This is a genomic window from Thioalkalivibrio sp. ALJT, assembly GCF_000381825.1.
Taxonomy (GTDB): Bacteria; Pseudomonadota; Gammaproteobacteria; order Ectothiorhodospirales; family Ectothiorhodospiraceae; genus Thioalkalivibrio.
The window spans coordinates 107,065-132,462 of record NZ_KB907126.1; the positions used below are offsets into that span (position 1 = coordinate 107,065).

Consider the following 25,398-nt stretch of genomic DNA (forward strand, 5'->3'; position numbering starts at 1 on the left):
TGCAAGCAGGCTCCTACGGGGGCCGTGCGGGCCGGGATGGTTTTGTAGGAGCCGCCCTGGCGGCGAAGCCCCTGCCTGAGGAGAAAGGAGAAATGTAAAAAAGGGGGACAGATTTATTTTCCCCTCCCCAAACCCCGGCCTAGCGCCGGGGTTTTTTGTCGTCATACGCCCGATTCGCCGACACCAGCGACACAACCGACTGGCGCCGGGCTCCGCACGCATTCCCAGTCCGCTCCTTCCCCGCAGGGCCACTAGCCATACCCCGGTGTTTTCGCCGTGGCGTGTTATGGCTTGCCAACGACCGGGATTGCCCGAGGGTCCGCGGCTGACCCAACCCGCCAATTGCATTCACCAGTTCCTGTGCATACAGTAATTCTATGGAGATCGAGTTTGACGCAGACAAGGACGCTGCGAACCTGACGAAACACGGGGTCTCACTCGGCGATGCCCTCGGGCTCGAATGGGATACGCTCCTCGCCATGGACGACCGACGGAAAAACTATGGCGAACGTCGAATGCTCGGGTACGCCTTGATGGGCGAACGCTTGTATTGCGTCGTATTCACCGATCGGTCGTCCCTGCGGCGAATCATCAGCCTGCGCAAAGCGAACAACCGGGAGATTGCGCGTTATGTCGAAGTCACTAACGCTACGTAGCGGTCGGCGCGTCGTCTTGAACGACGCCGACGAGGAATCGTCCATTCAGGCCGGAATCGATGCCGATCCAGAGACACGGGAACCTTCCGAAGACGAGACGAAAGCCCTGCGTCGCGTGGGTCGCCCTCCCCTACCTGTGACTAAAGAGCGCATCACGATCCGTCTGTCGCCAGACGTCGTGGAAGCATTCCGCGCCACGGGAAAGGGTTGGCAAACCCGAATGGACTCGGCTTTGAAGGACTGGCTCAAGGACCATAGCCCGACTTCTAATAATCGTTAATGCTCGGCTCTGCGGCAGTGAGCATCCGGAGGCGGACAGTAACCGCTGGCATCCGCCGGGACACCCACTTGCGGATATAAGCCGGATTCGCCGCCGCAAGCCCCGCGTCTGCACCCCCGGCCCCTCGCGCAAACCCATTTCCGCGACAGTTGTAACCAAGGTATGATATGACCATTTACATGGTCAGGAGAGTGCGAAATGCCCGAGCCGACGGTTAGCCTGGCGAACGCCAAAGCCCACCTGAGCGAACTGGCGGAACGCGCTGCGGCAGGGGAATCCATCCTCATCACCAAGCGAGGCAAGGCCGTCGTACGCCTTTCCAGCGCCACGGCACCCAAAAAACCGATTGATGCAAATGCGCTCCGCGCAGTGACGGATGCCCAGCAACACGGTTCCGATGAGGCCTTCATGCGACGCATCCGCGACGATGCTCGCTACTGATGCGCTATCTGGACACCAGCATCCTGGTCGCGGCGCTCACTCGCGAGCCCCGTACCGAAGAGATGCAAGATTGGCTGGCGGCACAGGCCCCCGATTCGCTATGCATCAGTGACTGGGTGCTCACGGAGTTCTCCGCGGCCTTGTCCATGAAAAAAGAAAAAGGGGACAGATTTATTTTCCCCTCCCCAAGCCCCGGCCTCGTGCCGGGGCTTTTTCGTTCCGGGCCCGTGGATCACCGAGTCGTGGCCGCACCCCAAATGCCGGCATGAGGCCGGCGGCCTGGCCGTGAAGGACCAGGTGACTCGAAGCCCCCGCCCGTACCGGACCGATCCGGCGCGGGCAGGAGCTTCGCCTGCGAGCAGGCTCCTACGGGGGCCGTGCGGGCTGGGATGGTTTTGTAGGAGCCGCCCTGGCGGCGAAGCCCCTGCCCGCGGTGGATCTGGCACAAGGCGGGGGCTTCGCCTGCGAGCCGGCTCCCGCGGGGGTTCGGGTACAACACAGCGGCGCATGTGACGGGTAGCGGCGCGCTGCGTGGGGCATCCCCGCCGTGCGTCAGGGTCGGATCGACCGAAGCGGGGCTTTCGCGCGCCGCCCCTGCCCCGTCCCTGGGATGTCCTCCCGGCCGCTGCGCAGGGGTGAGCCGGGTTCTCCTGCGTTGGGCATCGCCCCGACTACGGGCCTGTGCCCCACCGCCGAGAGCCCGGATCAGCGCTGCTCGGTTTCCGGGGTGCCCCCTGGCTGGCAGGGGATGAGCGGGAGGTTGCGGGGTGCTTCCCCAACTGCGTTCAAACCGGCTACCCTTTGGGGCATGACGTTACGATCCACACAGGCGTGCCAGCATTGCACCCTGCGCCAGCTCTGCCTTCCGGTCGGGCTGCCCCAGGAGGAGCTCTGGCAGCTCGACGAGATTGTTCAGCAGCGCCGCCCCCTGCCGAAGGGGACGACGCTTTTTGCCATGGGTGCCCCGTTCGAGGCGCTGTACGCGGTTCGCACCGGCGCGCTGAAGACCGTGCTGGTGTCCAACGACGGCACCGAGCAGATCACCGGTTTTGCCCTGGCGGGCGATCTGCTGGGCCTGGATGCGATCCATTCCGGCAAGCACCCGGTCAGTGCCGTTGCACTGGAATCGACCAGTGTCTGCGCGGTGCCCTACTCGCATGTGGACGAACTGGCCGGCCGCCTGCCCACGTTCCGCCAGCACATGATGAGCGTGATGAGCCAGGAACTCGCGCACGATGAAGACCTGCATGTGCTGCTCGGCCAGCGCAGCGCGGAACAGCGCCTCGCCACGTTCCTGATCGCGCTGTCGGAACGCCATCGCGCACGCGGCCTGGCGCCGCACCATTTCTCCCTGCCCATGTCGCGCGCGGATATCGCCAATCACCTGGGCCTGACCCAGGAGACCATCAGCCGCCTGTTCACGCAGTTGCGCAATCAGGGCGTGATCAACCTGCATACCCGCGATCTCCAGATCCTGGAACCGGATCGGCTGCGCAACAGTGCCGGTGTCACCATCACCTCTGCCGCGAGCAGTGCCTGAGGCCACATCGGCCGAGGCAGCGGACTTTGCGGCCTTCCGCGCCTGTGCGGAACGGCTCTGGGACGAGCCGGCGGCGCGCCAGCACCTGCTGCGCTGGCAGGATGACTACGGCGTGGACGTGATGCTGGCCCTGTTCGCCCTGTGGTATCCATACCCCCTGACCAGCCGCCAGTGGCACGCGCTCGCCGCCAGTGCACGCCACTGGCAGGCCACCGTAACCGCTCGCGTGCGCACCCTGCGCCGGGCCCTGCGCACCCCGGAACGCCACGCCCTTTATCGCGCCCTGCTGGAGCTGGAGCTGCAGGCCGAACATCTGGCCGGACGCCGCCTGCTGCATATGGCCCGCCCGACGGTGATGCCGGCAACACCTGCGAAGGTCGATCAGACGCGGCGTCTGCAGACACTGTTTCCGCAGTTACCCACCATCGAGATTCGCGCAGGTTTGCGCGATGGTCTGCGCACGGCGGGCCCTACCTGAAGCGGTACGGCTGCATGGCGGGGGCATTCCGGCTATCCTGCCGGCACACTGACCACACACGGCTGGATTCATGTCGGATGATCTGCGCAGCCAGCTCCTGAAAACGGGGCTGGTGGACGAAAAACAGGTTCGCAAGGCCAAGGCGCAAAAGCACAAGGCACGCAAGGGCAACACCCCGAAGAAAAAGGACCGGAAGGCACCCGCCGAACCCGGGGTGGCCGAGGCCCGCCGCGCGGAACAGGCCGAACGCTCGCGGCAGAAGAATCGCGAGCAGCAGGAACGCGCCGAGCGCCGTGCCCGGCATGCCCAGATTCGGGAGCTGGTCACCACCCAACTGGCGCCGATCCCCACCGGCGATGCCGCGCTGGACTATCACTTCCAGCAGGGCGGGCAGATCCGTCACATCCCGGTTACCGCCGATCTGCAGAAGCGCCTGGCCGACGGCCGCGCCGCCATCGCCGGGCTGGATATACGCCCGGAAAAGGGCTTCCGGGTGATCCCGCGCGAAACCGCGGACCGCATCCGCGAGCGCGACCCGGACTGGCCTCTGGTCATCCCGGCGGAGACCGAGGCCGACACGGCGCCCGATCCGGACGACCCCTACAAGGATTACGTTATCCCTGACGACCTCATGTGGTGATCGAACGCCGCACGGGCGTGCGCCACGCGCTGGATCGGGGGGTGGATGGGATAAACACCGGCGCACCCGGTCCGGGCGGACGCCCTGCAGGGGGTATTTTGCGGTAGTGGATAAAAGGCCCGGGGCGGGCATGAGTGCCCCGCCGCCGGGCAGAACGTCGCGGCAGCGGGCGTGGCATTGCGGCGCGGGGCTGCGGTTGGCGGCAGAGGCGAGGCCGGTCTCAGTCGGTGGTGCGTTTGACGTCTGCAGCCGGCATACCGCTATGCTGCGGACGCCGCGCTTCGTCCCCGCCGCTCATGTCCTGCGGCGTAATGCCACCCTGCTCCAGCCCCTGCATGCCTTCCGCGGACTCGTGCGACTCCACATTACCGCCGCCGCACCCCAGGGCCAGCAGGCCCACGGCCGTAAGCCCGATTACCATGGGGGCTGCGCGCTGAATCTCTCGCATCGTACCGGCTCTCGAATCGCTGCTGATGGCGACAAGCCTGCAGGCTCCTGCGCTCGCACGCAAGCCGAGGGTACACCCGATGCAGAATCACAGCGGCTGGATGCGCGTCCCCGCCTGCCCGGCCAGGATGGCCGCGGCGTCCTCCAGCGCGCCAATGCCGGTACGGATACCCGCCTGCGCGGCGCGACGCGCGGCCTCCATCTTGGGGCGCATGGAGCCGGCCGGATACATCGCGGGGTCCACGGCGGTTACCAGCAGCGCCTTCAGCCGCTGCGCGCCGGGCATCCCCCAATCGAGGTAGACGCCATCGACATCGGTCAGCAGCAACAGCCAGTCGGCCGCCAGGTGCTCGGCGAGCCGGGCCGCCGTCAGGTCCTTGTCCACCACGGCCTCGACGCCGTGGAAGCGCCCGTCGGCACCGCGCATCACGGGCACCCCGCCGCCACCGGCACAGATCGCAACGGCTCCGCTGGCGACCAGGGTCGAGACCGCCTCCATGCCCAGCAGACGCTGCGGCTCCGGCGAGGCCACGACCCGACGCCAGCCATCACCATCCGGGGCAATGGTCCAGCCCCGTTCGCGCGCCAGCGCGCGGGCACGCGCCTCGTTCCAGGTGGGGCCAATGAACTTCTCGGGACCGGCAAACGCCGGGTCTTCCGGGTCGATCTCGGTCTGCGTCAGCAGGCTCGCCACGCGGTCATGTCCCAGCGCGTTGTGCAGCTCGCGCGCCAGGATGTAGCCAATCATGCCGTGGCTCTCGGCGCCGACCACATCCAGTGGCCAGGCGATGCGATCGCACTCCGCCTGGTTCGCCAACAGCCCCACCTGGGGCCCATTGCCATGGGTGACCACCACCTCGTGTTCGCGGGCCACGGCTGCGATGGCCGCCGCCGCCCGTTGTGCGTTGCGTTCCTGGGCCGCGGCCGAGGGCGTCTCGCCACGTTGCAGCAGGGCATTTCCGCCCAGCGCGATCACGATGCGCATGGCGGTCCTCCGAAGGGTGGGATGGGTGTCAGGTGCGTGGCAGGGTGACGCCGCGCTGCCCCTGGTACTTGCCACCACGGTCCTTGTAGGAGGTCTCGCAGATCTCGTCGGACTGCAGGAACAGCATCTGCGCCACCCCCTCGTTGGCGTAGATCTTGGCCGGCAACGGGGTGGTATTGGAGAACTCCAGGGTCACGTGGCCTTCCCACTCGGGCTCCAGCGGGGTCACGTTCACGATGATGCCGCAGCGGGCGTAGGTCGACTTGCCCAGACAGATGGTGAGCACGTCGCGCGGGATGCGGAAGAACTCCACGGTATGCGCCAGCGCGAACGAATTGGGCGGGATGATGCAGACGTCGGAGTGCACATCCACAAAACTGCCCTCATCGAAACCCTTGGGGTCCACGATGCTGGAGTTGATGTTGGTAAAGATCTTGAAGTGCTCCGAACAGCGCACGTCGTAGCCGTAGCTCGACGTGCCGTAGGAGACGATCCTGTGACCCTCGCGCTGTCGGACCTGACCCGGCTCGAAGGGCTCGATCATGCCCCGGGTCTCGGCCATCTCCCGGATCCAGCGGTCCGACTTGATGCTCATCTGCCCCGTCCCTGGTCGGCTGCGCGCCGGGTTAGTTGTTCTGGATGACGATGTTGGGGAACTTGCTGCTGTAGTCCCGGGACTGCTCCGCCAGTTTGGCGCCGGTGCGGCGCGCGATCTCGCGGTAAATCTCGGCAATGCGCCCATCCGGATCGGCGATCACGGTGGGTTCACCGCCATCCGCCTGCTCGCGGATGCGGATGTCCAGCGGCAGGGCGCCAAGCACATCGACACCGTATTCCTCGGCCATGTTCTCCGCACCACCCTGGCCGAAGATGAACTCCTCATGGCCGCACTTGGAGCAGATGTGGATGCTCATGTTCTCGATGATGCCCAGCACTGGCACTTCCACCTTCTCGAACATGCGCAGGCCCTTGCGCGCGTCCAGCAGCGCGATGTCCTGCGGGGTGGTCACGATCACCGCGCCGGAGACCGGGATCTTCTGCGACAGGGTCAGCTGGATGTCGCCGGTGCCCGGCGGCAGGTCAATGATCAGGTAGTCCAGATCCTTCCAGTTGGTCTCGTTCAGCAGCTGTTCCAGCGCCTGCGTGACCATCGGGCCACGCCAGATCATCGGCGTATCCTCGTCGATCAGGAATCCGATGGACATGGCCTGCACACCGTGGCGTTCCAGCGGTTCCATGGACTTGCCGTCCTTGGACTCCGGCTTGTCCTTGATGCCCAGCATGCGCGGCTGGCTGGGGCCGTAGATATCGGCATCGAGAATGCCAACCTGCGCGCCTTCCGCGGCCAGGCCCAGGGCCAGGTTCACTGCAGTAGTCGACTTGCCCACACCGCCCTTGCCGGAAGCGACGGCGATGATGTTCTTGATACCGGCCAGCGGCTTCAGGCTCTTCTGCACCGCATGGGTGGTGACCTTGGTCCCGATGGTGACCTCCGAGGATTCCAGCCCGGCCACGCCGGCGAGCGCGCCCTGGATGGCCGCCCTCAGTTCGTCGTGGTAACCCACGGCGGAATATCCCATCTGGATCTCGATCACCGCCCGGGCACCATCCACCCGGATATCGCGGACTGCGCCGGCGGCGACCAGGTCCTGTTCGAGGTATTTGTCCTGAACGGTCTTCAGGGCGTTTTCGATCATCTCGCGGGAGAGTTCGGCCATGGCTATCGTGACGTCCGGTAGTGGTGATGACCGCGCGATTTTACTGGCCACACAGCGGGACGCCAATGGCACCACGGTCCGCCTGTACTTTCGCCCGTAGCAGCAGCCGGCCGGTCTGGCGCTCGACAGCACGCGAGAGGGCCTGTGCATGCTCCTGTCAAGCCCTCCGAGGGATGTTTTATGCACAATCGCCGTGCAAGCAGGCGGAAACCCCCAAGATAGCGTCACAAGCATACACTTCACTGGACATATACTCGATAACCTGCTGTTTTATAGATACTTCGCAAGGTTGGTCGATTTTTAACCAATTTGTCACAGACCCTTGTGCAGCAAGGGCTGGCGACAAATGCCACCGGGTTTCCCACAGACTTATCCACAGGTTCTGTGGACAATCCACACAAGCCCCCGAGCCGCCTCGACAAGGGGCCGGGCAGACCGGACAATAGCGACCCCGCGAACCGGCTCCAGCCCCAAGGCCCCGAACATGACCGACACCCCGCGCAAGATCCTCGTCACCAGCGCCCTGCCCTATGCCAACGGCCCGATCCATCTGGGCCACATGGTCGAGTACATCCAGACCGACATCTGGGTGCGCTTCCAGCGTGCGCGCGGCCACGAGGTGATCTACGTCTGCGCGGACGACGCCCACGGCACCCCGATCATGCTGAAGGCCCGCGCCGAGGGCATCGAACCCGAGGAGCTGATCGCGCGGGTACGGCAGGAACACGAGGCCGACTTCGGCGAGTTCCTGGTCGGCTTCGACCACTACCACTCGACCCACTCGGACGAAAACCGCGAGCTGGCCGCCCACATCTACACCGCGCTGCGCGACGCCGGGCACATCGAGACCCGCACCATCGACCAGGCCTTTGATCCCGAGGCGGGGATGTTCCTGCCGGATCGCTTCATCAAGGGCACCTGCCCGAAATGCGGCGCCGAGGACCAGTACGGCGACTCCTGCGAGGCCTGCGGCGCGACCTACAGCCCGCTGGACCTGAAAGACGCGGTCTCCGCCATCAGCGGTGCCCGTCCGGAATCGCGCCAGTCCGAGCACTACTTCTTCAAACTCGGCGACTTCGAGGCCTTCCTGCGCGAGTGGACCGGCTCCGGCCGCCTGCAGGATGCCATCCGCAACAAGCTGGACGAGTGGTTCGATGCGGGCCTGACCGACTGGGACATCTCGCGCGACGCCCCCTACTTCGGCTTCGAGATCCCCGACGCTCCGGGCAAGTACTTCTACGTCTGGCTGGACGCGCCCATCGGCTACATGGCGAGCTTTCGTGCCCATGCCGAGCAGCAGGGCCTGGACTTCGACGCCTGGTGGGGCGCGGACTCCGACGCCGAGCTGTATCACTTCATCGGCAAGGACATCGCGTATTTCCATACGCTGTTCTGGCCGGCCATGCTGCACGGCGCGGGCTTTCGCACGCCCAGCGCGGTGTTCTGCCACGGCTTCCTGACCGTCAACGGGCAAAAGATGTCCAAGTCGCGCGGGACCTTCATCCGCGCCCGCGACTACCTGGACCACCTGAACCCGGAATCCCTGCGCTACTACCTCGCCGCCAAGCTGGGCGCCGGGGTGGACGACCTCGACCTCAACCTGGATGACTTCGTCCAGCGCGTGAACTCGGATCTGGTCGGCAAGCTGGTCAACATCGCCAGCCGCTGCGCCGGCTTCATCACCAAGCGCTCCAACGGCGAACTCGCGGCCGACCTGCCGCGCCCGGATCTGCACGAGGCCTTCATGGCCGAGGGCGAGGCCATCGCGGCCGCGTTCGAAAACCGCGAATATGCCCAGGCCATGCGCCGCATCATGGCACTGGCCGACCAGGCCAACCAGTACATCGACGAGGCCCAGCCCTGGGTGCTGGCGAAGCAGGAGGGACGCGCAGCCGAGGTCCAGGCCATCTCCACCCAGGGCCTGGACCTGTTCCGCATCCTGATCGTCTACCTCGCCCCGGTGCTGCCGCGCCTGGCGGCCGACGCCGCGGCATTCCTCAAGCTGGACAGCCTGGCCTGGGACACGCGCGCGCCGCTGGTCGGGGGCTCGATCGAGAAGTTCAAGCCGCTGATGACGCGCATCGAGGGCGAGACCGTGGACAAGCTGCTGGAGGCATCGAAGGCCACCCTGGCCGCCACCGCGCAAGCTCCCGCCCCTGCCACCGACCCGGAACCGGCACTGGACCCCATCGCCGAGACCATCGACTTCGACGCCTTTGCGAAAGTGGACCTGCGCATCGCCCGGATCATCAATGCCGAACATGTGGAAGGTGCCGACAAGCTGCTGAAGCTCACCCTCGATATCGGCGCGGAGACGCGCCAGGTGTTTGCCGGCATCAAGTCCGCCTACGCCCCGGAGGACCTGGTCGGCCAGCACACCGTGATGGTGGCCAACCTCGCACCGCGCAAGATGCGCTTTGGCGTCTCCGAGGGCATGGTCCTGGCCGCCGGGCCCGGCGGCTCGGAGCTGTACATCCTGAACCCGGACGCCGGCGCCAGGCCCGGCATGCGCGTGAAGTGATGGCGCACCCCTGCCGCGCGATTATTCGCAGCGCCGGATGCGGGTCATGGATTTGCGCCCCATGCTCGCGTAAGCTGCCGCTCTTTTGCTGACCTCCGGACGCATGGAACAAAGCCCCGAATTCAAAGCGCAGGTCCGCCTGCTGGCCGAGGCCGGACGCGAACTCGCGGACCGCGGCTGGCTGCCCGCGCGCACCGGGCATTTCTCCGCAAGGCTGGACGATCAGCACATCGCGATCACGGCCCCGGGTCGCAGCAAGGACCTGCTCGACAGCCACGACTTCATCGTCGTCGACCTCGACGGCCATCTGGTCTCCGGCAGCGGCGAACCCGGCCCCGAAACCTTTCTGCACATCATCATGTACCGTCGCGACAGCCGCCTGGGCGCGGTGCTGCACACGCACAGCGTGCACGGCACGGTGCTGTCGCGAAAGGCGCAGGACTCGCTCCTGCTGCGCGACTACGAGGCCCTGCGCGAACTTCCCGGCTGCCCGCACCCGAACCACGGCCTGCAGATCCCGGTATTCGCCAACGAGCCCGACATCAAACAGCTCGCCGCCCGTGTCGATGCGGCCATGGACCACAACCCGGAGCTGCCCGGATACCTGATCAGCGGTCACGGTCTCTACACCTGGGGCCAGACCGTGGAACTCGCCATGCAACGCACCGAGGCCTTCGAGTTCATGTTCGAATGCGAGACCCTGGCACGGCAGCTGCAACCATGAGGCCGCCGGCCGAGGCCCCGCTCCCGCCCCAGGCGGTCATCCTGGCCTTCGAAGGCGTCCTCGCCCCGCCCGGCGTCCTGCGCGATACCCTGGAGCCCCATTCCCTGGAGGCCCTGCCCGGCTTTCTCGAGCGCCACGCGACCTCCCCGGCAGTCCAGCGGACCCTGTCCGACATCCTCGCCTACTCCGGCCGCGAACTGGACGTGGACGGGATGCTCGCCCAGATCCGCGCCTGGATTCGCGGCGGCCAGGACATCACCCCGGTACGCCAGCTTCAAGGCATGGTCTGGGCGGACGCGCTGGAGGCCGGCGAGCTGCAGCCGCAGCTGTCCGCAACCACCGCCGCAACCGTCCAGCACCTGCACCGGGCCGGCGTCGCCCTGTACAGCTTCGGCGCGACACCGGCACCGGTACAGCGTGACTGGCTGCGCCACGGCCCGCACCCGGACGCCGAGCCGTGCCTGTCCGGGCTGTTCGATACCCGCATTGGCGGCCGCCGGGATGCCGGTAGTTACCGCCGCCTCGCGGAAGAGATCGGGCACGCGCCAGAGACCGTGCTGGTCCTGTCCACGCGCACCGACGAACTGGACGCCGCCCGCCAGGCCTGGCTGCTGACCGGGTTCCCGGCGCCCCAGCACCCGGACACGGCCCCACACCCGGTGCGCCCCCTGAACACGCTTGTCCCGGCAACAACAGCCGACCGCCAGGGACTCATTGATTAACCTGCACGCCCGCGCCGCGGTCGCGTTGGCGGGCGTTCAATGCACGGTGACGGCCGTGCCGTCATCCTGAGCAAGCAAACCGCAACGCCGTTTCCACGTCCGCCTGGATACCGACGGCGGATGGAACCACGACCGAACATACGCGGCACTCGGTCGCATAAAATCCGGCAGTCCCGCGCAGCAGATGGCCGCGGGAACATCCATACGGGGCATGTCCGCGAAATCCACGGGGTTGAGTCGGCCATATCGCTCCGGGATACTGTTTTGTTGACTTAAACACTCGGAATTAACTGGAACACCTGGAACCAACGTGGAATACGTTCTGATCCTCATCAGTACGATCCTCGTGAACAACTTCGTACTGGTGAAGTTTCTGGGCCTGTGCCCGTTCATGGGGGTCTCGCGCAAGGTCGAGACGGCCACCGGCATGGGCCTGGCCACGACCTTCGTGCTGACGTTGTCTGCGGTCAGTTCCTATGTGATCAACGAATACCTGCTGACCCCGCTGGGGCTCGAGTACCTGCGCACCATCGCCTTCATCCTGGTGATCGCGGCCGTGGTGCAGTTCACCGAGCTGGTAGTGCGCAAGACCTCGCCCCTGCTCTACAACGTGCTGGGGATCTTCCTGCCGCTGATCACCACCAACTGCGCGGTGCTGGGCGTGGCCCTGCTCAACGTTCAGGAAGCGCACAACTTTGTCGAATCGGCCCTGTACGGTTTCGGCGCCGCGGTCGGTTTCTCGCTGGTACTGATCCTGTTCTCCGCAATCCGTGAACGCATCGCGGTGGCGGACGTGCCCGTGATGTTCCGCGGCAGCGCCATCGCGATGATCACCGCCGGCCTGATGTCGCTGGCGTTCATGGGCTTTACCGGGCTGGTGCGGCTGTGAGCGTCCTCTATGCCATCCTCGCCATCGGGGGCCTGGCGGCGGCCTTCGGTCTGATCCTCGGCTTCGCGGCGCAGCGCTTTCGGGTCGAGGCCGACCCGGTCGTCGATCAGATCGACGCCCTGCTGCCACAGACGCAGTGCGGTCAGTGTTCCTACCCCGGCTGCCGCCCATACGCCGAGGCCATCGCCGCCGGAGAAGCGGACATCAACCGCTGTCCTCCTGGCGGTCAGGCCACGGTCCAGGCCCTCGCCGACCTGCTCGATCGCGAGCCCACCCCGCTGGAGGAAGAGGAGAAGGAAAAGGCCGTCGCCATCATCGACGAAAACCTCTGCATCGGCTGCACCCTGTGCATCCAGGCCTGCCCGGTGGATGCCATCCTCGGCGCGGCCAAGCAGATGCACACCGTGATCGAGGCGGAATGCACCGGCTGCGAGCTGTGCATCGAACCCTGCCCGGTGGACTGCATCGAGATGGTCCCGGTCCGGACCGACATCACTGAATGGCGCTGGTCGGAACCCGACCCCTCGCCGATCGAGCGGCCGATCGCGCGGCCCATCCACACCCTCGCAGACGGTTCGCGGGCTCCCGACTGAGTCGGGGCATCCGTGAACCGTTAGAATACGCTTATGCAGCTGCATCGCTTCCACGGGGGCCTGAAACTGCCCGACGAAACCGCAGCCAGCACCGCCGATCCGGTGCTGGTCATGGGCGTGCCGTCGCGGCTCACGGTGCCACTGGGGCAGCATATCGGCGAGGCGGCGGAACCCTGCGTGCAGGTCGGCGATCGCGTGACCAAGGGCCAGCGTATCGGCCAGTCCAAGGGCTATATCGCCGCCCATGTGCACGCTCCAACCTCCGGGCAGGTGGTTGCGATCGACCACTATCCGGTTCCGCACCCCTCCGGGCTCAGCGCCCCCTGCGTGGTCATCCAGGCGGACGGCCGCGATGACTGGGGCGACACGCGCATGGAACCGTGGCTGGACTGGGACACCCGCGACCGCCGCCAGCTGCGGCAACGGGTGCGTGACGGCGGGATCGTCGGCCTCGGTGGCGCTGCCTTCCCGACCGCGGTCAAGCTGAATCCGCGCGCCGGACAACGCATCCATACGCTGATCGTCAACGGTGCCGAGTGCGAGCCCTACATCAGCGCCGACGACATGCTGCTGCGCAGCGCCCCGGAGGCCGTGTTCGAGGGCATCCGCATCGTTGCCCACCTGCTGCAGGTGGACCGCGTGCTGTTTGCCGTCGAGGACAACATGCCGGAGGCCATGCGCATCCTCACCGAGACGCTCCCCGACGAGCTGCGCGACTGGGTCCGGCTTGTCTCGATCCCCGCGATCTACCCCACCGGCGGCGAACGCCAGCTGATCAAGGTGCTGACCGGGCAGGAGGTCCCCAGCGGGGGCCTGCCGGCCGACATTGGCGTGGTCTGCCACAATCCGGGCACCTTCCGGGCCATCTGCGACGTTGTGATCCAGGGACGGCCTCTGGTCTCGCGCATCGTGACCGTCACCGGACCCGGCGTGCGGCATCCGCGCAACGTGCATGCCCTGATCGGCACGCCCTTTGCGGACGTGATCGCAGCTGCCGGCGGCTATGCGGACGACGTGGACCGACTGGTCATGGGCGGCCCGATGATGGGCTTCGCCGTGCACGACGACGCCATCCCGGTGATCAAGGCCACCAACTGCCTGCTCGCCACACGCCCGCAGGACACCCCGCCGCCCGGCCCCCTGATGCCCTGCATCCGCTGTGGCGAGTGCGCGGCCGTCTGCCCGGCCCAGCTGCTGCCGCAGCAGCTCTACTGGCAGGCCAGGGCCAAGGACTTCGACGCGATCCAGGACTACGGGCTGTTCGACTGCATCGAGTGCGGCTGCTGTGCGCATGTCTGCCCCAGCAACATTCCCCTGGTGCAGTACTACCGCTACGCGAAGAACGAGATATGGGCGCGCGAAAAAGAGCGCCAGAAGTCGGATATCGCGCGCGATCGCTACGAGTTCCGCCAGGAACGGATCGAACGCGAGGAGCGCGAGAAGGCCGAACGCCTGGCCAGGAAGAAGGCCGCCGTCAAAAAGAAGCCCGAGGAAAGCCAGGGCGACAGCGACAAGCAGGCCGCCATCCAGGCCGCGCTGGAGCGCGCCCGCGCGAAGAAGGCCGCCCGCGCTGCCGAAAAACAGGGGGGCAAGTCCGCGGAGTCCACGCCCTCCGGTGACGCCGACTCGAATCCCGCGTCCGACACGGATGCACCCCGCGACGGAGACCCCCGCTGATGCGCTTTCGCACCGAGTCCTCGCCGCACATCATCCCGGCCCACTCCGTGGGCGGGGTGATGCAACAGGTCCTGCTGGCGCTGGTGCCCGGCACCCTGGCGATGACCTGGTTCTTCGGCTGGGGCGTGCTGGTCAACGTGCTGCTGGGCGTACTGTTCGCGGTAGCCTTCGAGGCGGCCATGGTGGCCGCGCGCAAGCGGCCGGTAATGGCCACCCTGGCCGACAACTCCGCGCTCGTCACCGGCTGGCTGTTCGCGCTGGCGATCCCGCCGCTGGCACCGTTCTGGGTCACGCTGATCGGGATCGCCTTTGCGATCATTGTCGCCAAGCACCTGTACGGCGGGCTTGGCTACAACCCGTTCAACCCGGCAATGGTCGGGTACGTGGTCGTGCTGGTCTCGTTCCCGCGCGAGATGGCGCTGTGGCCGGCCCCCGATACGCTCCCGGAATCCCCGCTGACCCTACTGCAGACCCTGCAGACGGTCCTGACCGGCAGCCTCCCGGCCGCCCAGGAGTGGGACAGCGTCACCCGGGCGACCCCGCTGGATGCGATGCGCGAGGGCCTGGTGTCCGGGCGCACGGTGGACGAAATCACCGCCAGCCCGGTGTTCGGCAGCTTCACCGAGACGGGCTGGGAATGGATCGGCAATTTCTTCCTGCTGGGCGGGCTGTACCTGCTGTTCCGACGTGTCATTCACTGGCACATCCCGGTCGCGGTGATCCTGGGGGTTGCGATCCCGGCGGGATTTTTCTGGATGCTCGACCCGGGTTCCTACGCCTCGCCGGCCTTCCATGTGTTCTCCGGTGCGGTAATCATCGGCGCCTTCTTCATCGCGACCGACCCCGTCTCGGCCTCAACCACCCCGCTGGGGCGCATCCTGTACGGCGCCGGCATCGGTGTCCTGATCTTCGTGATCCGCACCTGGGGCGGCTATCCGGATGCAGTCGCCTTTGCCGTGCTGCTGATGAACATGGTCGCCCCCACCCTGGACCACCTGACCCGGCCCCGGATCTTCGGACGCACCCGGGGCGGTCCACCGCCGGGGGACGGTCATGCCTGAACTCAACCCGCGCAACATCCTGATTGCGATGCTCCTGCTCGCCGGGTTCGCCGGCGCCGGCGCCGGTCTGGTCGCACTGGTGCAGGAGGGAACCGAGGCCCGCATCGCGGAGAACCGCATGCAGGTCAACCGCAACCGCATTGCCGATCTGACTGGCGACCTGGCCTACGCCAACGATCCGGTGCAGGACACCGTGACACTGAGCCACGAACTGCTGGGCGGCCACGACCTGCCGGCCTGGTTCGCCCGCGACCGGGATCATGCGGTCATGGGGATCGTGTTTTCCGCAGTGGCCCCGGACGGCTACAGTGGCAGCATCCATCTGTTGATCGGCGTCGACCGCGATGGCGAACTGCTGGGCGTGCGCGTCTCCAGCCACCGCGAGACGCCGGGACTGGGCGATGCGATCGAGGCAGAACGATCCGACTGGATCCATGGCTTCGCCGGTCGCTCCCTCGGCGATCCCCCGCCCGACCAATGGGCCGTGCGCCACGACGGCGGGGTGTTCGACCAGTTCACCGGGGCCACCATCACCCCGCGTGCGGTGGTGGGCGCCGTCCGCCGTACGCTGGAATACTTCGACCAACACCGCGACGCACTGCTGTCCGACACACCGGAAGACGAGCCCTCCCCGGTCGAGCCGGTCGCAGCACCGCACACGGACGAGGAACGCCCATGAACCCGACCCTGACCGACATCATTCGCGACGGCCTGTGGCACAACAACCCCGGTCTGGTGCAACTGTTGGGACTGTGCCCGCTGCTGGCGATCTCCGGCACCATGGTCAACGCGATCGGGCTCGGCATCGCGACCACCCTGACCCTGCTGCTGTCCAATGTCCTGGTCTCGCTGATCCGCAACCACGCGCGCCCGGAGATCCGCATCCCCGTGTACGTCCTGATCATCGCCTCCATCGTGACCGCGATCGAGCTGGCCATGAATGCCTGGTTCCACGGCCTGTACCTGATCCTCGGCATCTTCATCCCGCTGATCGTCACCAACTGCGCGATCATCGGGCGCGCCGAGGCCTTCGCCTCGCGCAACTCGGTCCCGCGCGCCGCGCTGGACGGCCTGATGATGGGCCTGGGCTTCACCGGCGTGCTGATCGCGCTGGGCGCCCTGCGCGAAATCCTCGGCCAGGGCACGCTGATGGCCAATGCCCACCTGCTGTTCGGCAACTGGGGCCACAACCTCACCCTGCAGTTCTACCCGTCCGAGCACGGGTTCCTGCTGGCCCTGCTGCCACCGGGCGCCTTCATGGCCATGGGCCTGCTGATCGCCGCGAAGAACTGGATCGACAGCCAGCTGGAACCGGAACCGACCGCCAGCCGCGACGAGAGCACCAACGAACCCGATACCGCCCCGGACAACGCCTGAACCGGACCGGCCTTGATTCCTGGCCGTCAGCCGGTAAACTTCCGGCGCCACGAATCCGTTCCACCGGGGCGACCCGTCCCGGACACTCAAACATTCCAGGAGATTGGCATGGCTGGACATTTCCCGTTTGCTGGCAAGCGCGGCACGCGCTACGGCCTCGCCCCGCGCGGCAACATCGCCGCCTTTTTCGAGAACCACGGGTTCAACGACGACCTGCAGGAGAAGTACTACAAGTGGTGGTACGACTGGGCCAAGGACTTCGTTGAAAAGGACGCCGACCTGTCCTTCACCATGATCACCAGGTTCGACAGCTATCCGATGGGCACCCACGCCCATCACGCCTTCCACCTGAACGACAAGTACTGGCCGAGCTGCATGGACGAACTGGGTTCGTTCATCCGCGACGTCATCTTCCCCAAGCTGGATGAAAAGGCGATGAAGGACCTTGAGAAAAAGCACGCCAAGATGATCAAGGACCTGGAGAAGGAAGCCGAATCCAACCCGCGCGACGCCGCGCCGGATGTCGGCCTCTTCCGTCACGTCTGATTCCGGCCTGACGAAGACCATCCGGCCCCGCCCCCCGCGGGGCCGGTTTGCGTTGGAACCACTGCATGAACGCCGCAAAGCGAGAAGCCATCTTCGAGCGCCTGAAGGCGGCGAATCCCGAGCCGACCACCGAGCTCGAGTACGACACCCCCTTCGAACTCCTGATCGCGGTCATCCTGTCGGCCCAGGCCACGGATGTCGGCGTCAACAAGGCCACACGCCGCCTCTACCCCGTCGCCAATACCCCCGAGGCCATCCTCGATCTGGGGCTGGACGGGCTGAAGGAACACATCAAGACCATCGGCCTGTACAACGCCAAGGCCGAGAACGTAATCAAGACCTGCCGCATCCTGGCCGAACGCCATGGCGGCGAGGTGCCGCGGGATCGCGAATCGCTGGAGGCCCTGCCGGGTGTGGGCCGCAAGACCGCCAACGTCATCCTCAACACCGCCTTCGGCGTCCCCACCATCGCGGTGGACACCCATATCTTCCGGGTCGCCAACCGCACCGGGCTGGCCAGGGGAAAGACCGTGCTCGAGGTGGAGAAGCGCCTGATGCGCCTGACCCCGAAGGCCTACTTGCAGGACGCCCATCACTGGCTGATCCTGCACGGCCGCTATGTCTGCAAGGCCCGCAAACCGGAATGCTGGCGCTGCCCGATCGCGGACCTGTGCGAATACAAGGCCAAGACCCCGCCGCCCGCGGGCGCCTGACACCCCCAACTCCGAGGACAACCCGCATGTACGGCAACCGTGACCAGATCCGTACCCAGTTCGTCGACGCCTGGCAGAAGGCGCAGGCCGGCGAGGCCGTCACCGACCTGGAGCAGCAACTGGTGGACGTGATCTCGGAACACCCCGAGTACCACGAATACCTGAAGGACCGCGAGACCGCGCTGACCGGCGAGTTCCCGCCGGAGCTGGGCACCTCCAATCCGTTCCTGCACATGGCGATGCACCTGAGCCTGCGCGACCAGGCGCGTACCGACCGGCCCGCGGGCATCCGCGAACTGCACCAGGGCCTGTGCGCCCGGTTTGGCGTGATGGACGCGGAACACCGGATGATGGAATGCCTCGGCCAGACCCTGTGGGAGGCCCAGCGCAGCAACAGGGCACCGGACGAGAACGCCTACCTCGAGTGCCTCAAGCGCCTGGCGAGCCGGTAGCCGGCGCGGGCTGGCGATCCAGTCCCAACCGATCCAGCAGCACCAGCATCGCGGGGGTGAACAGCAACGTCAGCGGCGTGGCAATGAACAGCCCCCCGGCGATCGCGGTCGCGAGCTGCACCCAGAAGCCGGTCACCGGCGCCCCGACGTAGAAATCCCTGCCGGCGAAGTCCACGGTCCAGGCCAGCACCATCGGCATCAGACCGAGGATGGTGGTGATCGCGGTCAGCAGCACCGGCCGCATGCGTTGGGCCGCCGCGCGCAAGGCCGCCTCCAGGGCATCCAGCCCGCGTCGACGCTGCTCGTTGTAGGTGTCGATCAGCACGATGTTGTTGTTCACCACGATCCCGGCCAGCGCCAGTACCCCGATCCCGCTCATCACGATCCCGAATGGCTCGCCGCGCAGCAGCAGGGCCAGCAGCACCCCGGCAGTGGAGAACACGATCGCCGACATCACCAGCAGCGCCTGCGAGAAGCGGTTGAACTGGGTAACCATCATCGCCAGCATCAGGAACAGCGACAGCGCAAAGGCCGCGAGCAGGAAGCGCGCCGCCTCGGCCTGTTCCTCGGCCTGGCCACGAAACCGCAGCTGCACCTCCGGGTCCAGGTCCATGCCGGCGATGCGCGCCTCCAGCGCCCGCTGGCGCTCGTCCACCAGGAAACCGCTGGCCGCATCCGCCTCCAGGGTGTAGGCACGGTCGCCGTCGCGGCGCTTGATCAGGCCGGTGGCCGGTACCGGCACCAGTTCCGCGAAATGCGCCAGCGGCACCAGCCCGGTCGCGCCCGGCAGATTCAGGGTGGCCAGCTGCTGCAGGTGGCGCTGCTCCGCCGGCAGGCGCAGGCGGATATCCACCTCCTCGTCGCTGTAGTCCGGGCGGTAACTGCCAAGCTGGATGCCGCGAGTCAGCAGCTGCACACCCTCGCCCAGCAGCGGCACATCCACGCCAAAGCGCGCCGCCTGTTCGCGGTCGAAGCGCACCTCCAGCTCCACCCCGGGCAGCGGCAGATCGTCGGTCACATCCTCGAAGCCGCCCAGCTCGTCCATCGCCGTCCGGACCTCGCGGATCACCGGCGCAATGCGGTCGGCCTGGCGACTGGAGGCCTCGACCACGATCGGCCGGCCCTCGCGCGGCCCGCGTTCCTGGGCGCGAAACTGCAGGCGGATACCCGGCAGGTCGGCGGTACGCTCGCGCAGCTCCTCGATGATCGCGGCCGCCGGCGGGCGCTCGCGCCAGGAGACCAGTTCCAGCTGGATCAGCCCGATGACATCCTCGGGGTAATCGCCCTGCAACCGCCCGAGCTGGGTACCGATGGTCCGCGCATAGACATGCTGGATCTGCGGCACCCCCTGCAGGCGCCCCTCCACCTGGCGCACCAGGGCGTCCGCCTCCCACACCGACAGGTCGCCGCGCGCCTGTACCTGCACCTGCACGAAGTCGGGCTCCACCTGCGGGAAGAACTCCACCCCGCGCCCCTGCTGGGCATACAGCGCATAGGCGGCGGCGACCAGCGCCAGCGTGCCCGCGAGCGTCCAGACGGGGCGGCGCACCAGCGGCTTCAGCAGGCGGATATAGGCGCGGGTCAGACCCTGCAGTTCGTCATAGCGGCCCTCCTCGGCCGCGCGCACGTAGCGGCTCTGGGCCGCGTTGATCGGCCGGTTCTGGCCAATCACCGACCCCAGCGCCGGGATGAACACCAGTGCCATCGCCAGCGAGGCGATCAGGGTCACGATCACCGTAGCCGGCAGGTAGACGATGAACTCGCCGACCATGCCGGGCCACAGCAGCATCGGCGCGAACACCGCCAGCGTGGTCCCAATCGCGGTGGTGATCGGCCAGGACATGCGCTGCGCCGCGGCGCGGAACGCCTCCCGCCGCGGCATGCCCTCGGCCACATAGCGGTCGGCAAGCTCCACCACCACGACCGCACCGTCCACCAGCATGCCGACCACCAGGATAAGCCCGAACAGCACCACCACATTGAGCGTGAAGCCCATCAGGTAGATCGCCAGGATGCCGCCGAGGAAGGCCCCGGGGATCGCCATGCCCACCAAAAGGGCCGCGCGCGCCCCCATCATCGCCAGGATCACCAGCGCCACGATCAGCACCGCGGCGATCACGCTGTTCTCGAGATCGCCCAGCAGGTCGTCGACATCGCGCGCCATGTCCTGCAGGTAGGTGACCTCGACCGTCTCCGGCCAGTCGGCCCGCGCCGCCTCGATGGTCGCGCGCGCGGCCGCCACCACCTCCAGGATGTTGGCCTCCGAGGCCTTGCGGATCTCCAGCGACACCGAGGGCTGGCCGTCGATGCGGGTGAAGCCTTCCGGGTCCAGATAGCTCTGGCGGACCTCGGCGACATCGCGCACCCGCACCACCGCGTCGCCCTCCACCCGGATCGCGGTATCCAGCACGTCGTCGACATCGTCGATGGTGCCCGGCACCCGCAGCGGGATGCGGCCGGCCCCGGTATCCAGCGCCCCCGCCGCGATCAGGCGGTTGTTGCGTTCGATCGCCCGGGTCAGTTCGTCGAACGACAGCTCGAAGGTCTCCAGCACCAGCGGATCGACCAGCACTTCCATCTGCTCCTCGCGGTCGCCGCCGACATCAGCCTCCAGCACCCCGGGGATCGCCTCCACGCGGTCGCGCAGGTCGCGCGCCAGACGCACCAGCGTGCGTTCGTCCAGCGCCCCGGACAGGTTCAGCGTGAGCACCGGGAACAGCGACAGATCGACCTCGGAGACGCTCGGGTCCTCCGCCCCGGCGGGCAGTTCCGGGCGCACCTGGTCAACCTCCTCGCGCAGATCCGACAGGGCCCGGCGGTTGTCCCAGCCGGGCTCGAAGTCCAGCCGCACCAGGGCAAAGCCCTCGCCGGCCCAGGACTGCATCTCGTCCACCCCGGGCAGGGTCTGCAGCTCGCGCTCCAGCGGGCGCAGCATCAGGCGCTCCGCATCCTCCGGACTGACCCCCGGATACGGCACGGAGACAAAGAATATGGGGATGTCGATCTCGGGGGCCGCCTCCTTGGGCACCACCTGATAGGCGGTCGCGCCCAGCACCAGGATCAGCAGCAGGAACAGCAGCACCGTCCGGGCGTGCTCCACCGCCCAGGCGATCAGGGCCTTCACCGCAGGGCCTCGCCCACCGGCTCCGGCTCGGCCGCGCCCGTCGATGCCTCCGTGGGCCGGGGCCGCACGGTCTCGCTCGGGGTCACGAAGCCGTGGCCGATGGTGATCACCCGCGCGCGCTCCGGCAGCCCGGTCACCCAGACGCCGTCCGTGGCGGCCCGGATCACCTCGACCGCGTGGAAGACCACCCGGTCGTCGTCATCCACCGTCTTCACCCCGACCCGGCCGCTGTCATCCAGCCCCATCCAGGCCGGCGACAGCTTGTGCGCCGCGACCGTCTCGGTCGGGATCTCGACCCCGGCGCTGATCCCCGAGGGCAGCGCCGCGCCGGCATTCGGGACCTCGACCTCCACACGGAAGGTCTGGGTGCCGACCTCGGCCACCCGCGAGACGAACCGCACCTCGCCCTCGGCGCGACGCCCGTCGAGGAAGCGGATGCGCGCCGCCTGGCCCGGCTCCACGCGCCCGATCTGGTGCTGCGGCACATGCACCACCGCCAGCAGCGGGTCGTTGTCCACGATCTCCGCCACCGGATCACCTCGACCCACGAAGTCGCCCCGCTCCGCCAGGCGCTGATTCACTACCCCGTCCACCGGGGCGATAATCCGCGTGTTGCGGATATCCAGCTCGATCGCCTCAAGCTCTGCCCGGGCGGCCTCGCGCTCGGCCTCGCGGGCCTCCAGCTGGGTGCGCGACACATGGCCCTGATCGTGCAGCCGCTGGGCGGCCTCGTATTCGCTCTCGGCCCCGCGCAGCCGCGCGATCGCCTGGCGCCGGCGTGCCTCGCGGTCGTCCATGCGCAGCCGCGCCAGCGGCGCGTCGGCGGCCACGCGTGCCCCGCGGGCCACCTCCCACTCGGCCACCTGGCCGGCGGTCTCGGCGCGCACCAGCACGCGCAGATCCGGCTCCACCCGCCCCTGCAGCACCAGCAGGCGCTCCACCGGCTCCGCCTCCAGCGCGGTCACGGCCACCGCTATCGGCTGCGGCGCGGCCGCCCGCGGCGCCTCGTCGGACTCGCGCCCGAGCATCCCCGAGGCGATCCAGAGGATCACCAGCAGCAGGATGCCCAGCGCGAGCAGCACGCGCGCCTGTCCGCGCAGGCGCTGCCACCAGGAATCAGCCATCGCCCCGTCTCCGCTGTGTGCCGACGGTACTCATCTTGCCCCGCCGAACAGGCGCTGCCACCAGCGCCGGCGGCTGCCGGTCGGCGGCACTGCCGCCTCCAGATCCACCGGTGGCACCCGCGACAGCACCCAGCCCGGCAGCACGCGCAGGCCCGAAGACCCACAGCTGGCGCCAAGGTTATTCGGGTCAAAGATCTTCACGAACTCCGGTGCCTCGCGATCATCAACGTAGACGATCCCGCAGTAGTCCTCGTCGTGATCCTGGCGCAGCAGGATGTCGACCTCATCGATGAAACGCCGGAAAACATCCGCGCCGACCGGCGCCTCGGGCACCTGGTCGCCCACGGCGTAGACATACCAGCCGCTGTCGGCGCGGTCACGCAGCAACGCCCACAACCGGTCCAGTTGCTCCCAGTACAGGATGCCGGTGGAACCGGCCTCGAAGCGTTGCAGGAATTCGGATTCGGGTCCTTCTGGCGCAGCATTCATACGGAGGTCCGTTTGGTCGGGAAAGGGGTTCCAGGCACCTGTCAGATTCTGGATGAGCAACGAGCATCCGCCACTCGCCGGGGCTCGGGACCGGATGCACTCGGCGAATCCCAGCAAGCGACGTGCGCCCATGAGGCATGGTGCGTTGCGCCACGTTCACGCGGATCGCCCGGAGCCGCCAGGCACCTGAACGGTACATACTCACCGCTGCGTCGCGTTTGCCGGCGTTGAATGCGCGGTGACATACCGCCATTCTGCTACAGGTGAGCTGCGACGTCCTGCGCGCGGAATACCCGCAGCGGTTGCAGGGAACCCCCGGCCCGGTCCAGGCTCTTACAGGAAACGCTCAGCAGAAAAGACAATCCCATGCGAACCATCTCCCACATCACCTCCCTGCGCGCCGAACCGGAAGAGGTCTTCGAGCTGTTGAGTCACGTTCCCAACTTTGTCGATCTCTGCGACCACGTCGAACAGATCGAGAGCCTGGACGACGACCGGTATCGCTGGACCATCCGCGCCGCCGGGATGCGCATGGACTTCGACGTCGAGGTCTGCAGCGCCATCGCGCCGGAACACTTTGCCTGGCGCTCCATTCGCGGGGTGCAGAACCGGGGGAGCTACCACCTGAGCCCCGAGGGCGAGGGCCGTACACGCGTGGAGTTCGAACTGGAGTACAAGCTGAATCCGATCCTCGATGCGGCGGTGCGGCGCGCCGCACAGTCCCTGGTCGACCGGGTGTCGGGCCAGCTGATGACCCGGGTGCAGCAGCGCCTGGACGCCGCAGCGGCCAGTTCCTGACCCTGCCGTACCCCGCCAGAAGGCGGGTGTCAGGCCGTCTCCGCCGCCGCGTTCGCGGCATCCGGGGGCACCAGCAGATCGCGCAGGGTGCGCCCGTTCAGACACATCTCGCGCGCGTGTTCCACCTCCTGCAATGTCGTCTCCACGCTCTGGCTGCCGCGCAGGCGGCGAATGGCGTGGTCGTCGCTGTCCTCGCGCAGTGCGGCCAGGATCGCATCCACGCGGATCGCATCCAGATCCCGCGCCGGCACCAGGTGGGAGGCCTCGCTCCCGGCGCGTAGCAACAGCCCGGCATCTTCCAGTCGTCTGGTGACCTCCACCAGCGCATTGCCGGGTATCGCCAGGCTCGCGGCCACCTCGTCCATGGTGGGAGCCGGGCGCCCGTCGTGGAAGCGCTGCCCCACCTGCTGCATCAGGTGCAGTCCCATGCGCTCCCGCGCCGCACCTGCCAGGTTCAGGCGCAGGCCGCGCACGTTCATGTATTCCGGATGCTGCACGAAAAAGGTCACGTTGGCGCCGATCAGCAGGATCAGCCACGCAAGATAGATCCAGATCAGCAACATGATCATGATCGCGAAGCTGGAGTAGATCGCCGCATAGCGGGTGGAACCCGCCACCATGTTGGCGAACACCCAGCCTACGCTCTGCCACAGCACACCCGCCACCACGGCCCCGATCAGCGCCGGAAGGATCTTGACCCGGGTGTTCGGCACGAACACGTAGATAAACGCGAACGCGGCGATGATCAGGATGTATGGCACCAGCCGCGAGATCTCGGTGATCAGCATGCCGAAGGGTTCGACCCCGGCAATCGCCTGCATCGCGGCCGAAGACATCACCGTCGCGGTAAGCCCCAGTGCCGAGACCACCAGTACCGGACCGATCAGGATCACGGACAGATAATTGGAGAAGCGCTGAGCCAGACTGCGGCTGTTCTCCACCCGCCAGATGGTGTTGAACGCCAGCTCGATCTTCTGCACCAGTGCAATCACCGTGTACACCAGGAACAACAGGCCCACGAAGCCGAGCACGCCCACGCGCATGTTGTCGACAAAGTCGAGCACGTTGTGGGCGATCTCCACCCCCTGCTCGCCCAGCGGCTCGAGCACCCCCAGCAGGAACGGCTCCACGGCGTTGTGGGCACCGAAGGCCTTCAGCACCGAAAACGACAGCGCCAGCAACGGCACCATGGACAGCAACGTGGTGTAGACCAGGCTCATCGCCCGCAAGGTCAATTGCCCCTCGGCGGCCTCGCGCACCAGCGCGAAAAGCCCCCGCAGCATGCCCAGCGGGAGCGCCTGCCAGGCGGGCAGTTGCGAGAGATCGGTGTCGTTGACCCGCTCCAGCAACCAGCGCCGCCGCAGGTCCAGACGTTCGACCAGGCCTAGCCTGGCCATGGCGAC

The 25,398-nt window shown here is 67.1% G+C and carries 27 protein-coding genes and 1 pseudogene; 20 read left to right on the forward strand and 8 right to left on the reverse strand.

The window, feature by feature from the left end; all coding sequences use genetic code 11:
- Positions 1–377: 377 nt before the first annotated feature.
- From G332_RS0108285 to G332_RS0108310, 7 genes and pseudogenes are all read left to right on the forward strand, one after another.
- Entirely contained in the window at positions 378–656 is a 279-nt protein-coding gene (locus G332_RS0108285) for a BrnT family toxin (RefSeq protein ID WP_019626530.1), read from the forward strand.
- Complete coding sequence (locus G332_RS13290) at positions 631–936, forward strand: BrnA antitoxin family protein (RefSeq protein WP_081602023.1); 306 nt, start codon at positions 631–633, stop codon at positions 934–936. Before G332_RS0108285 ends, G332_RS13290 begins: the two co-directional genes overlap by 26 nt.
- Before the next feature lie 198 nt (positions 937–1,134).
- Complete coding sequence (locus G332_RS0108290; protein WP_019626531.1) at positions 1,135–1,377, forward strand: type II toxin-antitoxin system Phd/YefM family antitoxin; 243 nt, start codon at positions 1,135–1,137, stop codon at positions 1,375–1,377.
- A pseudogene (locus G332_RS13785) lies at positions 1,377–1,529 on the forward strand (type II toxin-antitoxin system VapC family toxin); the annotation flags it as partial. The gene G332_RS0108290 and the pseudogene G332_RS13785, both read left to right, overlap by 1 nt.
- Before the next feature lie 656 nt (positions 1,530–2,185).
- Positions 2,186–2,917: a fumarate/nitrate reduction transcriptional regulator Fnr gene (gene fnr, locus G332_RS0108300; RefSeq protein WP_019626533.1), complete on the forward strand. Its 732-nt coding sequence runs from the start codon at positions 2,186–2,188 to the stop codon at positions 2,915–2,917.
- Complete coding sequence (locus G332_RS0108305; protein ID WP_019626534.1) at positions 2,910–3,395, forward strand: DUF2390 domain-containing protein; 486 nt, start codon at positions 2,910–2,912, stop codon at positions 3,393–3,395. The genes fnr and G332_RS0108305 overlap by 8 nt, the downstream gene beginning before the upstream one ends.
- Before the next feature lie 70 nt (positions 3,396–3,465).
- On the forward strand, positions 3,466–4,035 hold the full coding sequence (locus tag G332_RS0108310) for a DUF2058 domain-containing protein (RefSeq protein WP_019626535.1): 570 nt from the start codon (positions 3,466–3,468) through the stop codon (positions 4,033–4,035).
- A gap of 220 nt (positions 4,036–4,255) precedes the next feature.
- Here G332_RS0108310 and G332_RS0108315 read toward each other — a convergent pair whose 3' ends face one another.
- From G332_RS0108315 to apbC, 4 genes are all read right to left on the reverse strand, one after another.
- Positions 4,256–4,483 carry a hypothetical protein gene (locus tag G332_RS0108315; RefSeq protein WP_019626536.1) on the reverse strand — a complete coding sequence of 76 codons (228 nt, stop codon included), beginning with the start codon at positions 4,481–4,483 and terminating at the stop codon, positions 4,256–4,258.
- Positions 4,484–4,570: 87 nt separating this feature from the next.
- Positions 4,571–5,467, reverse strand: coding sequence for a carbamate kinase (locus G332_RS0108320; RefSeq protein ID WP_019626537.1), 897 nt, complete (start codon positions 5,465–5,467; stop codon positions 4,571–4,573).
- A gap of 28 nt (positions 5,468–5,495) precedes the next feature.
- Positions 5,496–6,062: a dCTP deaminase gene (dcd, locus tag G332_RS0108325; protein ID WP_019626538.1), complete on the reverse strand. Its 567-nt coding sequence runs from the start codon at positions 6,060–6,062 to the stop codon at positions 5,496–5,498.
- 31 nt (positions 6,063–6,093) lie between these two features.
- Positions 6,094–7,185 carry an iron-sulfur cluster carrier protein ApbC gene (gene apbC, locus G332_RS0108330; protein ID WP_019626539.1) on the reverse strand — a complete coding sequence of 364 codons (1,092 nt, stop codon included), beginning with the start codon at positions 7,183–7,185 and terminating at the stop codon, positions 6,094–6,096.
- A gap of 484 nt (positions 7,186–7,669) precedes the next feature.
- Here apbC and metG point away from each other — a divergent pair, with 484 nt between their 5' ends.
- From metG to G332_RS0108390, 12 genes are all read left to right on the forward strand, one after another.
- Positions 7,670–9,706, forward strand: coding sequence for a methionine--tRNA ligase (metG, locus tag G332_RS0108335; RefSeq protein ID WP_019626540.1), 2,037 nt, complete (start codon positions 7,670–7,672; stop codon positions 9,704–9,706).
- Between the two features lie 103 nt (positions 9,707–9,809).
- Positions 9,810–10,430, forward strand: coding sequence for a methylthioribulose 1-phosphate dehydratase (gene mtnB / locus G332_RS0108340; RefSeq protein ID WP_026340717.1), 621 nt, complete (start codon positions 9,810–9,812; stop codon positions 10,428–10,430).
- A complete protein-coding gene (locus G332_RS0108345) occupies positions 10,427–11,152 on the forward strand; it encodes a hypothetical protein (RefSeq protein WP_019626542.1) in 726 nt (241 codons plus the stop codon). The genes mtnB and G332_RS0108345 overlap by 4 nt, the downstream gene beginning before the upstream one ends.
- A 310-nt stretch (positions 11,153–11,462) precedes the next feature.
- Complete coding sequence (gene rsxA / locus G332_RS0108350; protein WP_019626543.1) at positions 11,463–12,041, forward strand: electron transport complex subunit RsxA; 579 nt, start codon at positions 11,463–11,465, stop codon at positions 12,039–12,041.
- Positions 12,038–12,634 carry an electron transport complex subunit RsxB gene (rsxB, locus tag G332_RS0108355; RefSeq protein WP_019626544.1) on the forward strand — a complete coding sequence of 199 codons (597 nt, stop codon included), beginning with the start codon at positions 12,038–12,040 and terminating at the stop codon, positions 12,632–12,634. Before rsxA ends, rsxB begins: the two co-directional genes overlap by 4 nt.
- Before the next feature lie 33 nt (positions 12,635–12,667).
- Positions 12,668–14,311 carry an electron transport complex subunit RsxC gene (gene rsxC / locus G332_RS0108360; RefSeq protein ID WP_019626545.1) on the forward strand — a complete coding sequence of 548 codons (1,644 nt, stop codon included), beginning with the start codon at positions 12,668–12,670 and terminating at the stop codon, positions 14,309–14,311.
- On the forward strand, positions 14,311–15,372 hold the full coding sequence (gene rsxD, locus G332_RS0108365) for an electron transport complex subunit RsxD (RefSeq protein WP_019626546.1): 1,062 nt from the start codon (positions 14,311–14,313) through the stop codon (positions 15,370–15,372). The genes rsxC and rsxD overlap by 1 nt, the downstream gene beginning before the upstream one ends.
- Complete coding sequence (gene rsxG, locus G332_RS0108370; protein WP_019626547.1) at positions 15,365–16,051, forward strand: electron transport complex subunit RsxG; 687 nt, start codon at positions 15,365–15,367, stop codon at positions 16,049–16,051. The genes rsxD and rsxG overlap by 8 nt, the downstream gene beginning before the upstream one ends.
- Positions 16,048–16,749, forward strand: a complete 702-nt coding sequence (locus G332_RS0108375) for an electron transport complex subunit E (protein WP_019626548.1) — start codon at positions 16,048–16,050, stop codon at positions 16,747–16,749. The genes rsxG and G332_RS0108375 overlap by 4 nt, the downstream gene beginning before the upstream one ends.
- Before the next feature lie 108 nt (positions 16,750–16,857).
- On the forward strand, positions 16,858–17,295 hold the full coding sequence (locus G332_RS0108380) for a hypothetical protein (protein ID WP_019626549.1): 438 nt from the start codon (positions 16,858–16,860) through the stop codon (positions 17,293–17,295).
- Between the two features lie 65 nt (positions 17,296–17,360).
- A complete protein-coding gene (nth, locus tag G332_RS0108385; RefSeq protein ID WP_019626550.1) occupies positions 17,361–18,008 on the forward strand; it encodes an endonuclease III in 648 nt (215 codons plus the stop codon).
- A gap of 26 nt (positions 18,009–18,034) precedes the next feature.
- Positions 18,035–18,460 (forward strand): DUF1841 family protein, encoded by a 426-nt coding sequence (locus G332_RS0108390; RefSeq protein ID WP_019626551.1) that lies wholly within the window; start codon positions 18,035–18,037, stop codon positions 18,458–18,460.
- Here G332_RS0108390 and G332_RS0108395 read toward each other — a convergent pair.
- The 3 genes from G332_RS0108395 to G332_RS0108405 are packed head-to-tail and all read right to left on the reverse strand — an operon-like array spanning position 18,438 to position 23,197.
- On the reverse strand, positions 18,438–21,584 hold the full coding sequence (locus G332_RS0108395) for an efflux RND transporter permease subunit (RefSeq protein ID WP_019626552.1): 3,147 nt from the start codon (positions 21,582–21,584) through the stop codon (positions 18,438–18,440). The two genes, G332_RS0108390 and G332_RS0108395, sit on opposite strands and share 23 nt — an antisense overlap.
- Positions 21,581–22,708 carry an efflux RND transporter periplasmic adaptor subunit gene (locus G332_RS0108400; RefSeq protein WP_019626553.1) on the reverse strand — a complete coding sequence of 376 codons (1,128 nt, stop codon included), beginning with the start codon at positions 22,706–22,708 and terminating at the stop codon, positions 21,581–21,583. The genes G332_RS0108395 and G332_RS0108400 overlap by 4 nt, the downstream gene beginning before the upstream one ends.
- 30 nt (positions 22,709–22,738) lie before the next feature.
- Entirely contained in the window at positions 22,739–23,197 is a 459-nt protein-coding gene (locus G332_RS0108405; protein WP_019626554.1) for a hypothetical protein, read from the reverse strand.
- A 366-nt stretch (positions 23,198–23,563) separates the two neighbouring features.
- Between G332_RS0108405 and G332_RS0108410 the strand changes: the two genes are divergently transcribed.
- Positions 23,564–23,995, forward strand: a complete 432-nt coding sequence (locus G332_RS0108410) for an SRPBCC family protein (RefSeq protein ID WP_019626555.1) — start codon at positions 23,564–23,566, stop codon at positions 23,993–23,995.
- 29 nt (positions 23,996–24,024) lie between these two features.
- Here the strand turns inward: G332_RS0108410 and G332_RS0108415 are convergent, their stop codons facing one another.
- Positions 24,025–25,392, reverse strand: a complete 1,368-nt coding sequence (locus tag G332_RS0108415; protein WP_019626556.1) for a YihY/virulence factor BrkB family protein — start codon at positions 25,390–25,392, stop codon at positions 24,025–24,027.
- Positions 25,393–25,398: the final 6 nt, after the last annotated feature.

Excerpts from the sequence above, each read along its gene's own strand:
- G332_RS0108285 (WP_019626530.1), top strand. The coding sequence starts at position 378 with ATGGAGATCGAGTTTGACGCAGACAAGGACGCTGCGAACCTGACGAAA.
- G332_RS13290 (WP_081602023.1), top strand. The coding sequence starts at position 631 with ATGTCGAAGTCACTAACGCTACGTAGCGGTCGGCGCGTCGTCTTGAAC.
- G332_RS0108290 (WP_019626531.1), top strand. The coding sequence starts at position 1,135 with ATGCCCGAGCCGACGGTTAGCCTGGCGAACGCCAAAGCCCACCTGAGC.
- fnr (WP_019626533.1), top strand. The coding sequence starts at position 2,186 with ATGACGTTACGATCCACACAGGCGTGCCAGCATTGCACCCTGCGCCAG.
- G332_RS0108310 (WP_019626535.1), top strand. The coding sequence starts at position 3,466 with ATGTCGGATGATCTGCGCAGCCAGCTCCTGAAAACGGGGCTGGTGGAC.
- G332_RS0108315 (WP_019626536.1), bottom strand. The coding sequence starts at position 4,483 with ATGCGAGAGATTCAGCGCGCAGCCCCCATGGTAATCGGGCTTACGGCC.
- G332_RS0108320 (WP_019626537.1), bottom strand. The coding sequence starts at position 5,467 with ATGCGCATCGTGATCGCGCTGGGCGGAAATGCCCTGCTGCAACGTGGC.
- dcd (WP_019626538.1), bottom strand. The coding sequence starts at position 6,062 with ATGAGCATCAAGTCGGACCGCTGGATCCGGGAGATGGCCGAGACCCGG.
- apbC (WP_019626539.1), bottom strand. The coding sequence starts at position 7,185 with ATGGCCGAACTCTCCCGCGAGATGATCGAAAACGCCCTGAAGACCGTT.
- metG (WP_019626540.1), top strand. The coding sequence starts at position 7,670 with ATGACCGACACCCCGCGCAAGATCCTCGTCACCAGCGCCCTGCCCTAT.
- mtnB (WP_026340717.1), top strand. The coding sequence starts at position 9,810 with ATGGAACAAAGCCCCGAATTCAAAGCGCAGGTCCGCCTGCTGGCCGAG.
- G332_RS0108345 (WP_019626542.1), top strand. The coding sequence starts at position 10,427 with ATGAGGCCGCCGGCCGAGGCCCCGCTCCCGCCCCAGGCGGTCATCCTG.
- rsxC (WP_019626545.1), top strand. The coding sequence starts at position 12,668 with ATGCAGCTGCATCGCTTCCACGGGGGCCTGAAACTGCCCGACGAAACC.
- rsxD (WP_019626546.1), top strand. The coding sequence starts at position 14,311 with ATGCGCTTTCGCACCGAGTCCTCGCCGCACATCATCCCGGCCCACTCC.
- rsxG (WP_019626547.1), top strand. The coding sequence starts at position 15,365 with ATGCCTGAACTCAACCCGCGCAACATCCTGATTGCGATGCTCCTGCTC.
- G332_RS0108375 (WP_019626548.1), top strand. The coding sequence starts at position 16,048 with ATGAACCCGACCCTGACCGACATCATTCGCGACGGCCTGTGGCACAAC.
- G332_RS0108380 (WP_019626549.1), top strand. The coding sequence starts at position 16,858 with ATGGCTGGACATTTCCCGTTTGCTGGCAAGCGCGGCACGCGCTACGGC.
- nth (WP_019626550.1), top strand. The coding sequence starts at position 17,361 with ATGAACGCCGCAAAGCGAGAAGCCATCTTCGAGCGCCTGAAGGCGGCG.
- G332_RS0108390 (WP_019626551.1), top strand. The coding sequence starts at position 18,035 with ATGTACGGCAACCGTGACCAGATCCGTACCCAGTTCGTCGACGCCTGG.
- G332_RS0108400 (WP_019626553.1), bottom strand. The coding sequence starts at position 22,708 with ATGGCTGATTCCTGGTGGCAGCGCCTGCGCGGACAGGCGCGCGTGCTG.
- G332_RS0108405 (WP_019626554.1), bottom strand. The coding sequence starts at position 23,197 with ATGAATGCTGCGCCAGAAGGACCCGAATCCGAATTCCTGCAACGCTTC.
- G332_RS0108410 (WP_019626555.1), top strand. The coding sequence starts at position 23,564 with ATGCGAACCATCTCCCACATCACCTCCCTGCGCGCCGAACCGGAAGAG.
- G332_RS0108415 (WP_019626556.1), bottom strand. The coding sequence starts at position 25,392 with ATGGCCAGGCTAGGCCTGGTCGAACGTCTGGACCTGCGGCGGCGCTGG.